Origin of the sequence: Paenibacillus sp. FSL R5-0636 (genome assembly GCF_037974255.1) — a bacterium.
Taxonomy (GTDB): domain Bacteria; phylum Bacillota; class Bacilli; order Paenibacillales; family Paenibacillaceae; genus Paenibacillus_AQ; species Paenibacillus_AQ odorifer.
The window spans coordinates 3,360,310-3,375,244 of sequence record NZ_CP150232.1 but is presented as its reverse complement, the minus strand read 5'-3'; the positions used below and the strand labels follow the sequence as shown (position 1 = coordinate 3,375,244).

Below are 14,935 nucleotides of genomic sequence, written 5' to 3'. Positions count from 1 at the left end.
TTTGAATGCGATTTCAATAGCTTTGTTATAACGGTTTTTTTACTCTTCTTCGTGAATGTCTTTTTGCAAAATCTTTGATATGATAAAAAAGAATAGAAAAGGCTTTACGGAAATCATTCACATCGATAATAACCACTTCTAAATTTTTCAAAGATAAAGGAGAACTTCATTCATGAGTCAGAAAACAAGATTAAATAATGACTGGTTATTCAGCAAACAGCCGCTTAAGTCTACTTTAGAATCAGTGATAGCAGCTGATTCGGAGTGGATCGACGTAACCTTACCCCATGACTGGCTAATTTTTGATACACATAATCTATATGAAAGCGGAGAAGGCTGGTACCGTAAAAGCATAGTTATAGATGAGCACGTGCCAAATAGCCGTGTGTCGCTTCGTTTTGAAGGCGTATACATGGACTCCACTCTCTATGTGAACGGCCATATCGCAGGCGTCTGGAAAAATGGATACTCCACTTTTGAATTAGATATCACGCCATACATTATTGAAGGTATCAACGAAATCTATGTTCAAGTGGTTCATGAGTCTCCTAACTCACGCTGGTATTCTGGTGCGGGCATCTATCGGAGTGTATGGCTGAAGACGTATCCAGGGACACATATTGTGCCTGATGGTATTTATATCTCTACTCGCAAAAAAGAGGATGCCTGGAATGTTGAGGTAGATACCGAAGTATTGTGCAATGATCTATTGCAAAGCGCAAAGCACTACATAATTCGTCACAGTATACTAGATGCTTCAGGAACTTGTATCTCTCATGTAGAAAATGAAATTCCAGTACAAGTCGGGTCTGCTGTATCCAGCTCTGCCCTCTTATCCATCAATAATCCAATGCTCTGGGATATTAACCAGCCTTACTGTTATAACCTAAAAACGGAGCTGTTAGAGAACGAACAAGTGATCGAGGAAGAAGTCCAAACCTTCGGATTCCGTACGATGGAGTTTGACAGCCAACAAGGTTTCTTTTTGAATGGCCGAAAGGTGAAGATTCATGGCGTATGCCAACATCATGATTTGGGATGTTTGGGGGCTGCGGTGAATAAGGTAGCTCTAAAAAGACAGATTATCCTCCTGCAGGAGATGGGCGTAAACGCTATTCGTACGGCCCACAATATGCCAGCCGTTGAATTGATGGAACTAGCCGATGAGATGGGCGTGCTCATAGTTTCCGAAGCATTCGATATGTGGGAACGCAGTAAAACTCCTTTTGACTACGCCAGATTTTATCCGGATTGGTGGAAACAAGATATTGCCAGTTGGGTACGCCGGGATAGAAATCGCCCCTCCATGCTCATGTGGAGTATCGGAAATGAAATATACGACACCCATGCCGATGAACGCGGCCAAGAGTTAACCATAGAATTACGAGATCTGGTGCAGGTTCATGACCCTAAAGGAAATGCAGTGGTTACTATCGGTTCCAACTATATGCCTTGGGAGAATGCACAGAAATGCGCAGATCTAGTGAAGTTCGCAGGGTATAACTATGCCGAAAAATACTATGATCAGCATCATGAGGAACATCCAGACTGGATTATTTATGGCAGTGAAACATCGTCTACTGTACAGAGCAGAGGCATCTATCACTTCCCTTTTGCTCAGTCTGTATTGTCTGACGATGATGAACAATGCTCAGCTTTAGGAAATAGCTCCACTAGCTGGGGTGCCAAGAACACAGAAGCTTGCATCATTGCAGATCGTGATGCGACCTACTCACCGGGACAATTTATTTGGACTGGATTTGACTATATCGGGGAGCCGACCCCGTACTTCACTAAAAACTCGTATTTCGGTCAACTGGATACCGCGGGATTCAAAAAGGATTCCTATTATATTTATCAAGCAGAATGGACGGATTACAAGGTCGCCCCGATGATTCATATTTTTCCATACTGGGATTTCTCTGAAGGGCAGCTTATTGATGTGCGAGTATGCTCCAACGCACCACAAATCGAATTGTTCTTTAATGATCAATCCATGGGCACTTTTAACATTGACCATAAACATGGTAAAAAGCTGCTTGGGGAATGGCAGCTCCCATTTAGCGAAGGTACTCTACGAGCAGTCGCTTATGATGAACACGGAGTACAGATCGCTGAAGATACGGTAACTTCTTTCGGAGATTCAACTACTGTGGTCATGAAGCCTGATAAAACTCAGATCACTGCTGACGGATCGGACTTGGTATTTGTTGAGATCTCGACCCTCGATCAAGAAGGACGTCCCGTGGAGAACGCCAATAATCGTATCCAAATCTCTGTAGAAGGACCGGGGCGTCTTGTTGGTTTGGATAATGGTGACAGCACTGACTACGATTCATATAAAGGAACAAGTCGCCGGATGTTCAGTGGAAAATTGCTTGCAGTCATTGCCTCTTCATTGGAGCCAGGTAAAATCGTTGTACGTGCATCTTCCCAAGGCTTACAGTCCGCTGAGCTTACACTGACTGCCGAAGCACGAGAGCTAGATCATTCTAAGGACGAAGAGCTTGTACTTTATCAGCATTCGTCACAATCACTATCGGATGTGAGCGAGTTATCCCAAGACTATTTATCAGATGAAATTCCCGTTCGCAAGCTGGAAATCATATGCCCACAAGGAAATCAACTAACGAAGGACACCCGAGCACTTCCGGTTCGTGTGCAAATTCATCCAGAGAACGCAACCTATCAGGAAATTGAATGGCGAGTTACGAATACTGCCGGCATTGACGCCAATATAGCCGTTCTTGAGGCAAATGGGCATGAAGCAGTAATATCGGCTTTGGGAGACGGAGACGTCTATGTACGGTGTGCAACGAAAAACGGTGCAGATCAAGTGCGCCTGTACTCGCTTATGGAATTCCATATTCGAGATATGGGAGCTGCCTTTTTGAATCCTTATGAGTTTGTTTCCGCTGGTTATCATAGCAATACGAGCCGGAACTTAACAAATGGGAATGAACGCGGAGTGGCTACTGCAAGAGAAGGAGAAAGCTGGATCTGTTTCGACAACATCGATTTCGGTGATTATGGAGCTACTGAACTTACCCTTCCTATCTTCGCGCTAGATAACGATAAATATACGATTGATATATGGAAAGGTACTCCGGATGCTCCAAACGCAGCTCTGCTGACACAGGTAACCTATCAAAAACCTTCTATATGGAATGTATATCAAGAGGAAACCTACTCATTACCTGAGCGAATAAAAGGTGTCACCACCCTTTGTTTTGTTCTTCATAAAAAGATTCATCTCAAGGGCTTTCAGTTTAACAAACCTTTAAAAGCGTACGAACAACTTAACGTTCTGGAATACAATCAGATTTATGGAGATTCCTTTACACTGGCAGATGGACAAATCAAAAATATTGGTAACAACGTCTCTCTCATCTTTAAAGATATGGACTTCGGTGATACTGGAAGCACTAAACTAACCTTATGCGGGCATTCGCCTATCGATAAAAATACTCTGCATATTCTATTTAGCGGACCAGAGGGTGAAAAGAGACAGCTTGTGGAGTTTACACAGTCAAGTGATTATTGCGAAAGAGAATTTGTGTTGGAGCGCGTAACCGGTCCACAAACCGTCACCTTTATATTTCTACCGGGGAGCCAGTTTGACTTTAAGTGGTTCCAGTTCCAAGCAGAATAAGGTAGTTTCAACTTTAAACTAATCGCTTACCAAAAGAAAACCCTGCGCATTAGCACAGGGTTTTTCCTTTAACTTATATTTAGAGCTACTTAGTCAACTCTATTAAATTCGATCCAGTCGATCTGTAAACCTGGTTTAATGAATTCCAGTTTCATTTCATAAAGACCTGCTTCGAGTTCTACTTTCACAAGCTTTTGTCTAATCCATTGACCTTCTGTCCCGTTGGTTTGAATGGTTGTCATCAATTGATCATTCAAATTAACATTGCATGCACTTTGAGCCAGCTCAGGCTCTGTTGACATGATATGCACGAGGATCCGATATTGACCAGCTTGGCCAACTTCAAAGAAAGTCGATCCTTCAACGGCTGGCTTAACCTGTGGATTTTGAGATAAAGATTGTACTTGTTCTGCAGTAAGTGAAGGATTGGCCTTAAAGGACTCAACCGTTTCAATAATTTGCTGTTTTCTCGAGAATACTGGAGCATGCATGATGAACTCACAAATATTCATTGCAGAACGTTGCAGCTCTCCTCTAGTCAAAGATCCATTTTCCAAGGATTCAATGGTGTTGTCATTCCATCCATTAATTTCGGCGCCATAGTTAGCTACAACCATGTACAGATCATTTTGTGCACGGACCATCCAATTTGTAAATTTCCGGTCTGCAGCTCCACCATTAACGACATCATTCATGATGGCCCACCAGTCTGTCATGACAATACCTTTGAAGCCCCATTCTCCGCGGAGAATTGTAGTGTTCAAATCGTAATTTGAAGCGGCCCAATGTCCATTAACAGGGTTATAAGAGGTCATAATTGAATTTGCCCCACCCTGCTTCACAGCAATTTCGAAACCTTTCAAATAAATCTCGCGAAGCGCACGTTCCGACACAACAGCGTCAACCTTACTGCGATGTTTCTCCTGATTATTGCAGGCAAAATGCTTCAGTGTGGCATTAGAGCCACCTTTCATAATCCCACGTGTACATGCAGCGGCAAACACCCCAGAGATCAAAGGATCTTCAGAAAAATATTCAAAGTTGCGGCCATTAAGCGGGCTGCGACGAATATTCAGACCTGGTCCAAGCAAGGTGTCTATGTTGTTTCTTACCAACTCTTGTCCTTCTAACACATACAGCTCTTCGACTAATTCGGCATTCCAAGTAGCTGCAAGAAGCGTTCCGATCGCAACCTGAGTCGCTTTTGCTCCACTATCCATACGAATTCCTGAAGGACCATCTGCCGTACATGCAACAGGGATTCCTAAGTTATATAGACTATCACTTACTCCTCCAAATGCAGAAGCTGTACCCGGTGTAACTAAAGGACTGCTCATGCCTTCACCCCGGACAATGGCAGCCAAGTCATCGTCACTAAGCTGGGCAATAAAAGCTTCCATACTAACTTTTTGTTCAAATACATCTCTTAATTTATGCCCTTGATTGCCTGTCTGGGAGATCGTTGTTGGTAGATTGCTCTCGATCCGTTCTGCTAACGAAATCTTGCGTGTTGGAACCTCTACATACAGAAGTTCATACGAACCGTCTGCATTTTGAACGCCAGGTTGCATTCTTGTAAAGCTTTGCGTTGGTGCAAGAGCTTCTTGTAACTGTTCCACAACTTGAAGAGTTTCCACGACATAGCCGCTATTCCCTTCAACCTTGACTTCCTCCACTTTTTTAACACTCGTTCCCGCAAACACGCGGTACGTGCCTTCTTCTAGCACATAAGCAGAAGCATGCCCTGTCACACCAGCGTCATCATAGGAAGCCATAGAATGAACAGGAAAACTCACAGTAAGACGTTGAGCTTCGCCTGGCTGAAGGACTTTTGTTTTTGCGAATGCTGCCAAAGCTTTAGCAGGCTGTCCCAATTTTCCTTGTGGAGCTTCATAATAGACCTGAACGACCTCTTTTCCAGCAAAGGTAGTTCCTATATTGGTTACGGTTACGCCGACTTCAACATTTAGTTCGCCAGCTTTGTTAATAAGTTTTGCTTCTTCTGGCTCGAGCTTAAACTTGGTATACGATATTCCATAACCAAACTCATATTGAACCTTTTCTGGGCAAAATGTCTCGAAATAGCGATAACCAACATAGATATCTTCCTGATAAAGGTTTGTAAATTCATTGCCGTAGTTATGTGTTGACGGGTAATCGTTGATGGAATATGCGATCGTGTCTGTTAATTTACCGCTTGGAGTCACTTCTCCGGCCAGCACGTCCGCAATTGCATTACCACCTTCCATTCCCCCCTGCCAAGAGTAGATGACAGACGAAATCGGATTTTTATAGCTTTCATCGTTCAGCCAGCTCATATCAATAATATTAGAGACGTTCAGTACAACAATCGTTTGCTCAAAATATGTAGTTACCTGCTTCAGCATCGCCTTTTCATCAGCTGTTAGTTGGTAGCTCCCTGAACCATCGACATTATCCTGATCTTCTCCTGCTGTACGTCCGATTACAATGATTGCTTTGTTCGATTTTCTTCTAGCCTCTGCTACCAATTCGTCGGATAAAAGCATTTCCTTCTGGTTCCATGGCTCTGCAGCCCAAACGCCGCCACCATTATCAAATGGATTTTGCGCAATCCACTTCTCATATACTGCTGCCAAATCTTCGTTGACCGTAAGGTTCTTTTTACTGCGAAGACCGCCTAGCAGGTTGGTCGTATAAGTAACATGAACACTACCGCCCGAACCAGTACCACTGCGATAATAATTCACTTGAGTTCTGCCAAATACAGCAACATTATCATTTTCACCAAGCGGAAGCACCTGATGATCATTCTTCAACAGTACCGCACCTTCAGCGGCTACCGTTCGGCTAAATTCTGCAAAACCTTCTAATGGAATTCCCACACTCTGTGTACTCAACTTGTTTCCTCCTGTTGTTCAATTCTATAGGTTGTTTCTTTAGGCATCAATTACATATCATAAAGTTTAACTATACCATTATAGTACATTGGATAACTGTAATATATATAATAATTATCTTTATTAATATAATAATATTGGTCTGTTAGAGTTGGAAATTTTCAATCGATGTTAAAAATATCAGCTAAGTTCAATGATCTTCGTGGCAACATTATGGCAAAATTCGCGATCATGCTCCACAAAAACGAGTGTTGGTGTATATTCAAGCAATAGCTCTTCAATTTGCATACGTGAAATAACATCAATAAAATTAAGCGGTTCATCCCAAATATACAAATGAGCTTTTTCACTAAGACTTTTGGCGATCAGGACTTTTTTCTTTTGGCCGCCACTGTATGTGGAAATATCCTTATCAAATTGAATTCTGGAGAAATCAAGCTTTCGCAGAATAGATTTAAAAAGACTTTCATCTATCCCATTCTCTCTAGCATAATCTGTTAAATCGCCCCGTAGATCAGAAGTGTCTTGCGATACGTAGGAAATGATAAGCTGGCTATCCTTAGTGAAGGTGCCGGTATAATCTATATCCTCGCCGCAGATCAATTTGATGATACTTGATTTCCCGGAACCATTTTTACCCGAGAGTGTTATTCTCTCCCCCTGCTCAATGGTAAAGCTTACTTCTGAACATACCCTTTTCTCTCCGTAAAAAACCGAAACATTGTCCAGCTCCGCAAGATGACGTTTATGATAAGCAAGCTGCGTAATCTCTAAGTTCTCAGAATTTTCAATATTTTTAAGAAGCTTAGACTTTTCGTTGATGGCAGATTGCTGTCTTTGCTCGATGGCTTTAGAGCGTTTCATCATTTTAGCGGCCTTGTGCCCAACATAACCTTTATCTAACTTAGATCCAGAATTTCTAGTTCCGTTTTTAGTTTTTTCCACCTCATGTGACCAGTTACCTGTCCGTTTAGATGATGCTGACAAGCGTTTGATATCTCTTCTAAGTTTTTCGTCTTCTGCTAACTCAAAGTTATCTTGTCTGACTTTATTCTCCCACCAGCTAGAAAAATTGCCCTTTTGAATCTCTATATTAGTTTTATTAATCGATAAGATGTGATCCACACAATTATCTAGAAAGGCTCTGTCGTGAGAGACCAGAATATATCCACTTTTTGAATTGAGGTAATCACTGACAAGCTTTCTTGCCGTCATATCCAAATGATTTGTAGGTTCATCAATCAACAGGAAGCTATTTTCCTTAATGAATAATGTGGCTAACAGCACTTTCGTCTGCTCTCCGTTAGACAATGAATCAAAGGGACGATATAACACATCCTCAGAAACCTTTAGCAAAGAAAGCTCACGCATTAACTTCCAATGAATATAATCCGGAAAAATCTCGCTGATCACATCTATGGTGTTAAGCTCCTTGTTATTCACCTGAAAAGGGAAATATTCAAAGCTGACATGAGCAGAAATATTACCGCTGTATTCATGCTTTCCAAGCAATAAGCTAAGAAATGTAGTCTTTCCTCGACCATTTCTCCCTGTGAAACCTAATTTCCAATCGGTATCGATTTGAAAGTTTACGTTCTCAAATATGTTATCGTAGCTGCCTTCATAGGCAAAGGTTAGATTTGTGACATTTATTAATGACATAAAATAATCCTCCTGTATTTTAAAAAATAAAAGCCACAAGAAAGTTACTTTCTTGTGACTCAAATAAATACAGCAAATCCAGCCCCAAATGGAGTTAGATATGGATATATTTTCGAGTGAAAAGAAGTAGTAACTTTCTTGCATACAAAGAATAAAACAAACGAAATAAACCATTGTTGTTGTTTTATTCATCATAGGACGCAAGAATAATTACTACACTATACTTTTCAACTCCGATCATTAATTTGTAATTATGTTATCATGCATACTTATTATTTTCAACTTCCTACCCATAATTCGTTAAAAAAGTTCAAATTCTTCTTCTGTAAGATCCATATTTACACTCATAGCTGTCCGACTCCCGTCAGCCGCGGCAAACACTAGCTGAGAAGGCATAAAATAAGAAACATCTCCAGCCGAATATAATCCTGGAATCGAGGTTCTCCCCGCACCATCTGTGCTAAACCCACCAGAATCATTCCGCTCTACAGCCAAATGATCTACGATTGATGCCGTTTGGATCAAATTCGGAGCAATAAACCCTCCCGTTCTTATGATCTCAGTACCATCCGCAAAACGAACCGCCTGAAGTTGCCCGTCATGACCCATAAAAGAGGAAACTAATGATTCTTTGACTACAACCCCCTTGGCCTCAAGACTTTTTTTCTGTTCATCTGAAAGGAATGTCTGGCCGTTCGTGCAGATAACCAAATCTTTACTCCAATTGAGCAGCATTTTTGCCATATGAAAAACATGTGGATTTTCGGAAACAACGACAAGGGGTTGATCTCGTAATTCCCAGCCGTCACAATACGGGCAATTAAACAGACTTTTTCCGTATAATGGACGTAGGCCCTCTATCTCAGGAAGGACCTCCTTTAACCCAGTCGCCAAAATCAATCTGCGAGCTTCAATGTGACGACCAAACGAATCAAGTACTGCAAATCCAGAATCATTTTTGTTAATCGAAATAATCTCAGTCTGGATATGCTCAACTGACGGATAACGTAGTACCTCCTCATACGCAATACGACGAAACTCGGCTGGTGTAACCCCGTCTCTTGTAATAAAACCATGTGACGCATGGGTAACAGCATTTCTTGGCTGATTATTATCAATTAAAGCTACTTTTCGTCTTGCCCTACCAAGAACAAGGGCTGCGTTCAAGCCTGCGGGTCCACCACCAACAATAATGCAATCGTAAATCATATGAATCATCTCCTATATGCAGATATTAAAGACTCTTTTTATCTATTATTAAATCAAAAAAATATCTGTTACATCATAGATTTAATGAATCTATAATATCTCCAAATTAACTAAAGTGTCAACCCAAACCTCCCGATCCTCCATGAGTTTTATTTAGTGTAGTGCTAGAAAAAAGCAAATAAGCCCATTACCGTATGTTTGGAAGTAACTTAATACTCCAATATATAAGGTAAGAGCTATATCTTGAACTTACTTGGCAGTGTAGGGCTTCCTCACTAATCAAACTTCCCCGTTTGCTAATTCTAATTCATCAGCCGAGGGTCCATAAAGACCAGGTACCGGCACGTCAAGCAGCCGCAAATATACTCCAAGCTGTGCCCGGTGGTGAACCATGTGATTCAATCCGATGGTACGAAGCGCAGCAGCCCGGGTCTGACGACGGATGATCTGCTCCCCGTTCCGCAAGGTCCACTCGGCGCCGAGCATCTCCACATTGCTTGCAGTAATTAATTCCTCAATTTCACGAGCTTTCAGGTCGAACTCTTGTAGAACCGCATCGGGACTCTCCAGTGCTTCTCGTCGGTATGCCACGGATGCCAAATCAAACTCCGAGTAAAGAAGAATTGCGGATTGCCAGCTCAGAAGGTTAACGAGATGTGTGGCCAGCCCACCCAGGCTCATTGACTTAGAGTGTGGTTTCCATGTCATATGCTCCTGAGGCAGCTTCTCCAGTATCCGACGCGTACCAGCCAACTCCTGCAAAACATCCCCAATGATCAGCTCTTTAACCATTCATCTCTCTCCTCTCTTCTGTAAAGCAATTTCTTTTGATCATTCGTGTGATACTTTTGTTCCTTTTCCCAAACAGTTTCTAACTCTCCGCTGGATCGGACCGTGAGGCTCTTATTTCGAAGATTTATGGCATTTCACCAGGTTATCGGACCCAGATGCAGCTATTTCCCTAAAAACACTCCGATTCTGTGCCATTACAACCCAATAAGAGCTATGCAGTCCGATAAGCTTGAAAAATGCTGCGAAAATCTAAAATAGCTGCAATGGAGTCCGATACGATGGACATTTGGCGAAAGTCCGACACAGAATACATCAGAAGGAAGATCAGATTGGACTATGAATAACGAATTCGACATCGCTTAAGAAACATCCTCCTGAGCATTCGCTTTCCAAGTCTTCTCTCTACAACTTTTTAGATACTTTCTGCCAATTGCATAGTGGTAACACATGTATTATCACTCTTAAAAGTGGAAAGTTCAGATTTTGCTGCTTTTCCGTCCTGCTCAATGGTTACGTTATATTTTTTGTCCCGGGGCAACCAAAGATCAATAAATCCGTTAGATAGCGATTTCATTTCTTTATCCACAATCACATTGCCTTCGCTGTCTTCGATATATACTTTAAACTCATCATCCGTTAATTCCCCTTGGCAGCCGGTCAAGCTATGTGTAGCGCAAGGATGCGTATTCTCCACATATGGAGCTATAGAAACAAAAAACTCATCTTTAGGCAAGTCGTAAGTTTTCTCTTTATTGTTACTATCGGTTACAATAAGTTGCTCAGAAGTGATAGAAGCGGACAGGTTTTCCATACTGCTTGAACTATATTCTTGCACTAATTGCTTAATGTCGGTTGTATCTTGTGCTGAGGGCGTATCCTTGTCGATACCTCCCAATAACAAATACGCACCTAATGCAACAACCGCCGCTCCAGATACCAGCAAGATATTTCTTTTCATTTGTAATCATCTCCTTCGCTTATTCGCCAGATTATGTACTCTCTCAGAGTATCTTCCATTTCTTTTAGTATAACTAGTTAAACTAAACTAACACAATTATGAACAAGGCAAAATAGTGAAAAGTTATGTATTTGATTCATCCTCTATCAACACAAAAAAAGGCCTCCTCACTGGTTTTTCAACCTCGAGGAAGCCTTTTATCTTTTATATTATTATGCTTGTAAATTACCGACCATAACACGAATGACATCCGCAAGAGGAGTAGCTGAACGTTTCAGCAGTTTCTCTAATTCGCTACTTTCAATATTAAGCCAACCTTCACGAATACCACGTTGTATAGCTACAACTATTGGAAGCGCAGCTTCTGGGACACCCACCTCCGACATGGTCTTGGCATAAGCCTCGTCGTCAACCTGGATTACTTTGATTTCTTTACCGATTACAGTGCCTATGATCTCAGTCAATTCCTCTTGTGTTAAAGGTTTGCCAGACAATTCATACACTGTGTTCTCATGTCCGTCACCTGTCAGTACATTAGCTGCAGCTTCTGCATAATCTCCGCGTGTAGCCCAGCCAACTTTACCGTTCCCTGCTGAAGTCACCCATGGGGCACCTGCTAGAGCGCCTTGAATGGAGCCGATCTCATTCTCCAAATACCAGTTATTACGGAGGAAGCTGTAAGGAATGCCTGTTGCGCGAATAGCTTCTTCGGTGATGCGGTGAACTTCAGCAAGAAATAGTTCACTCTTGTCTGCTTGTCCTACACTTGTGTAGGCAATGAAGCCAACGCCTGCTTTTTCCGCAGCAACAACAGCTGCTTTATGTTGACGAATCCGGGTTTCATTATCACCATCTGCGGATACAATTAATAGTCGATCCACACCGGCAAATGCTGATTCCAGCGTCTCAGGTTGATCAAAATCACCATGACGGACTTCTACTCCACGCGCCTGAAGATCACTTGCTTTTTCTGGGTTCCGCACACTAACTACAAGATCACCTGCGGGTACAGTTTTAAGTAAAGCTTCTATCACCAATGATCCGAATTGACCTGTTGCTCCTGTTATTGCTATTTTCATTTTTACTTCCTCCTCAAATTAGGATGATAAATTTATTTTTAATCACTACCTGTAACTATTGTAGTTACAATCAGTTTAGATGTCAACTTATTTATGATCCCAACTCTGGCTGGATAATAAACAGAAGAATTAAAAAACTATATTCACAACAAAAAAACCACCGTCATTTCCGTTAGGAAAAACGCTGGTTCTATGATCAGCTCCATATCAACTTAATAATGGTCCCTTGTCCAGGGCTACTCTCAACAGCAATCCTGCCCTCCATACATTCGATTAATCCCTTGGAGATCGCCATGCCAAGGCCGGATCCGTTGGAGCTAGATACGGTGTCCGTTCCTCGATAATAACGTTCAAATAGACGGTTAAGTGTGACTTCATCCATTCCATCGCCATCATCGGAAAATTGAATAGTAAATCCACTGTCCTCATCATTCATAGTAAGCGAAACCGTTAAAATCGTATCTGAGGGGTTATGAAGTAAAGCATTCGCAGTCAAATTGTTGACCACCCGCTCTAGCCATGGAGTATACAATCGAGCTCTCACTTCGTTTGGTGCCGGCACAAATATAATTCGTTGCTTCCCGTATTCGGGATTTGCAGCAGCTTGATCAAGGGCTTGATGTAGCCAAAAGTTCAATTCCACCTCCATCAGCTCTGGTGGCTTGATCCCTGTTTTTAGCCGATAGGTCATGGCAAGATCACTAATAAGCATGTCCATATGGGCTGATTTATCCAGCATAGTCCTTGTAAACTTGCGAACTTCCTCTTTCGACCAATCATACGAAGGCTCCGCCAGTAAATGGGCATAACCAGTTATAGAAGATAAAGGAGTTTTTAAATCATGTGTAACACCTGCGATCCATTCTTCCCTCAAATTCTCTGTTTGTTGCCGCAACGCTTGATCTCTCTGCAAATTAGCAGATAATTTCTCTATGGATACCATAACATCAGAAAAAACCCGGTATCTCCGTCTCCATTTACCTACGTGTGTTCGACTACGACGATTTCCTTTACGGTCCATAGGCTCTGTATATATGGCATTTCCAATGGAATCGAGCCATACAAGCATATGCAGCATTGGCGCTCCAAACCTATGAGCTTGCCATAAAGAAAGCAATATAAATGCAAGCAATAAAGCCGCGAGCATTGCTAATGAGCCTTTAATAACAATTTTAACCTCTTCAGGTACCCATACCTTTTGGCCTATATCTGCTCCCTTTACGTTTGGTTGTCCAACGATCCATGTTTGGCCGGTTTGTTTATCAAAAGAAGATCGGACATGATAGCCGTAACGTTCACTGTAGAGAGTGCGTAGTGCTAGCTCTGGCACTGAGTACTTGGTGGGAATCATCTTTGGCCTATTATAGGAGAGCAGCTCCGTACCCGATGAATCAATGAGTTGAACAAAAGCCTGTGATGATTTAATTTCTCTTTCAATCGAATCAGGCAGAACCAGATCTCCATCTACTGCATCAAATGTACCTTCGCTCATTTTTTTTAACAGAGGATCTAGTATATTTGGCGCGCCATAAAGAAGCGTGAATTGTCTCCCATTTTTCTCTTGAATCCATACAGCCAGAGTATACGGAAAAGGCTGAGTCCCTGTCCAATAGGCGACTACTTCACCCGGTCCATATTGAATTGGGACATCTTTTGGAGTGTTGTAGGCACTTTCAACTTTTCCATTTTCATCGATGTTTTGCAGCCAGCCCTTATTCTTCTTCACTTGCTCCAGCAAGCTCGGGGAAAATTGAATGCCCTTCTCATCAATTTTGGAGGATTCAACCAGTTGCTCTAAGCCAACATTAGCAAAATCACGCGTAATACTGATATCGAGAAAACGCAACAGCATCCAAGTAAACGTTACTGCTGCAATAGCGAGAACAACCATTCCCGTAATAGCTAGCTGTAGAACGAACCTTAACGTTAACCGGCGTTTGATATTCATGGCATGGACAACTCCTGGCGGTCTACCTTCACCAGCTTATAACCAAGGCCCCTAACGTTAACAATAAATTTTGGATCGGACGGGTCTGCTTCGATACGTTCTCTAATTCGATGAATATGAACCATGACCGTATTATCATCACTCAGTGCTTCATCGCCCCATACTTTCTCATATAACTCACTTTTGCTGAAAATCTGATTGGGATGTTTGCATAGGAAGACCAGCAGTTGAAATACAAGTGCCGGACAAGCAACAGACTGACCCTCTACCAGGAGTTCTCCCGCTGTCTCATCTAGCTTAAACCTTCCGTAATCATATACATTTGCAGATTTATGGGGGACTATTTCTACACTCTTGCCAGTAGCCTGTTGGTTAGCAGAAGCAAAATATCTCCGCAGCTGTGCTCTTATACGAGCCACCACTTCAAGCGGGTTAAAGGGCTTAGTGATATAATCATCTCCACCTATAGCAAAGCCCGTTAATTTATCGAAATCAGACGTCCGAGCAGTCAGAAAAAGAATAGGAGCATCCGTCGTCTGCCGGATAAAAGGGCAGATTTCGACGCCACTTCGTCCGGGCAGCATTACATCCAGCACAATTAAATCATATTTTTTGGATTCACAGGCACTTACTGCTTCTTCACCTGTTTGCACTGTATCTATATTGACGTAGCCTTCCTTACGCAGCACTGTCTCCATAATGTCTAAAAGTGATACCTCATCATCAACCAATAAAATTGAAGCCTCATTCATATAA

General features: G+C 42.0%; 9 protein-coding genes. 1 reads left to right on the top strand and 8 read right to left on the bottom strand.

What is annotated here, in order from left to right:
• The first annotated feature begins 172 nt into the window (after window positions 1–172).
• Window positions 173–3,652, top strand: coding sequence for a glycoside hydrolase family 2 (locus tag MKX34_RS15350; protein WP_076296711.1), 3,480 nt, complete (start codon window positions 173–175; stop codon window positions 3,650–3,652).
• Window positions 3,653–3,741: 89 nt separating this feature from the next.
• Here the strand turns inward: MKX34_RS15350 and MKX34_RS15345 are convergent, their stop codons facing one another.
• The 8 genes from MKX34_RS15345 to MKX34_RS15310 form a co-directional block, all read right to left on the bottom strand.
• A complete protein-coding gene (locus MKX34_RS15345) occupies window positions 3,742–6,531 on the bottom strand; it encodes a glycoside hydrolase family 3 C-terminal domain-containing protein (RefSeq protein ID WP_076296712.1) in 2,790 nt (929 codons plus the stop codon).
• A 180-nt stretch (window positions 6,532–6,711) separates the two neighbouring features.
• Entirely contained in the window at window positions 6,712–8,193 is a 1,482-nt protein-coding gene (locus MKX34_RS15340) for an Lsa family ABC-F type ribosomal protection protein (protein ID WP_076296713.1), read from the bottom strand.
• A 300-nt stretch (window positions 8,194–8,493) separates the two neighbouring features.
• Entirely contained in the window at window positions 8,494–9,402 is a 909-nt protein-coding gene (locus MKX34_RS15335) for an NAD(P)/FAD-dependent oxidoreductase (protein WP_076215312.1), read from the bottom strand.
• A gap of 279 nt (window positions 9,403–9,681) precedes the next feature.
• Window positions 9,682–10,194: a DinB family protein gene (locus MKX34_RS15330; RefSeq protein ID WP_076099273.1), complete on the bottom strand. Its 513-nt coding sequence runs from the start codon at window positions 10,192–10,194 to the stop codon at window positions 9,682–9,684.
• Window positions 10,195–10,606: 412 nt separating this feature from the next.
• The gene (locus MKX34_RS15325) at window positions 10,607–11,152 is read right to left on the bottom strand and encodes a CueP family metal-binding protein (RefSeq protein WP_036677924.1); all 546 of its coding nucleotides are present in this window, start codon (window positions 11,150–11,152) and stop codon (window positions 10,607–10,609) included.
• Between the two features lie 212 nt (window positions 11,153–11,364).
• Window positions 11,365–12,231, bottom strand: a complete 867-nt coding sequence (locus tag MKX34_RS15320; RefSeq protein ID WP_038570928.1) for an SDR family oxidoreductase — start codon at window positions 12,229–12,231, stop codon at window positions 11,365–11,367.
• A 196-nt stretch (window positions 12,232–12,427) separates the two neighbouring features.
• Entirely contained in the window at window positions 12,428–14,179 is a 1,752-nt protein-coding gene (locus MKX34_RS15315) for a HAMP domain-containing sensor histidine kinase (protein WP_036677927.1), read from the bottom strand.
• Entirely contained in the window at window positions 14,176–14,931 is a 756-nt protein-coding gene (locus MKX34_RS15310; RefSeq protein WP_076272530.1) for a response regulator transcription factor, read from the bottom strand. Before MKX34_RS15310 ends, MKX34_RS15315 begins: the two co-directional genes overlap by 4 nt.
• Window positions 14,932–14,935 lie beyond the last annotated feature (4 nt).

Bases quoted from the DNA above. Each gene is read 5' to 3' on its own strand.
- MKX34_RS15335 (WP_076215312.1), bottom strand. From the start codon at position 9,402: ATGATTTACGATTGCATTATTGTTGGTGGTGGACCCGCAGGCTTGAAC.
- MKX34_RS15325 (WP_036677924.1), bottom strand. From the start codon at position 11,152: ATGAAAAGAAATATCTTGCTGGTATCTGGAGCGGCGGTTGTTGCATTA.
- MKX34_RS15340 (WP_076296713.1), bottom strand. From the start codon at position 8,193: ATGTCATTAATAAATGTCACAAATCTAACCTTTGCCTATGAAGGCAGC.
- MKX34_RS15350 (WP_076296711.1), top strand. From the start codon at position 173: ATGAGTCAGAAAACAAGATTAAATAATGACTGGTTATTCAGCAAACAG.
- MKX34_RS15330 (WP_076099273.1), bottom strand. From the start codon at position 10,194: ATGGTTAAAGAGCTGATCATTGGGGATGTTTTGCAGGAGTTGGCTGGT.
- MKX34_RS15315 (WP_036677927.1), bottom strand. From the start codon at position 14,179: ATGAATATCAAACGCCGGTTAACGTTAAGGTTCGTTCTACAGCTAGCT.
- MKX34_RS15320 (WP_038570928.1), bottom strand. From the start codon at position 12,231: ATGAAAATAGCAATAACAGGAGCAACAGGTCAATTCGGATCATTGGTG.
- MKX34_RS15310 (WP_076272530.1), bottom strand. From the start codon at position 14,931: ATGAATGAGGCTTCAATTTTATTGGTTGATGATGAGGTATCACTTTTA.